This window comes from Arthrobacter sp. Y3225116 (genome assembly GCF_059091245.1).
In genome coordinates this window covers 1-328 of record NZ_JBNHGL010000602.1, presented here as the reverse complement: position 1 = coordinate 328, position 328 = coordinate 1, and the positions used below count along the sequence as shown (strand labels likewise).

Here is a 328-nt window from a genome sequence, read left to right as displayed (position 1 = left end):
GACTGGGCCGGCAGGCGACGGCCGGGCGGGCCGCCCCGGGGTGGCAACCGTGAAGCGCCGCCGGCCGGCGGTAGTCTCATAGGCAGAGAGGCCAGCGGTACAGAAAGAGGCGACGGACGTGGCAGTCGAAGACGTGAAATCCGGCGGAGACGAACGCAGGGCACGGACAGCGCCGGGAGAAGCCCCTGGCGCTGAACCGGAGCGCGCCCCCGCGCCTCCGGTCCCCGCGGTCAACGGCCGGTTTCGGGACGGCGCCAACCCGCTGCCCATGCGCCGGCCCAGCCGGCTCCCGGATTTGAGCGCCGTGACGAACGGCCACGGCGCCGAG

General features: G+C 74.4%; 1 protein-coding gene. It reads left to right on the top strand.

What is annotated here, in order from left to right; translation table 11 throughout:
• Positions 1 to 118 precede the first annotated feature (118 nt).
• A partial coding sequence (locus tag AC5RV2_RS19160) for a hypothetical protein (protein ID WP_494093640.1) occupies positions 119 to 328 on the top strand: 210 nt, incomplete at its 3' end.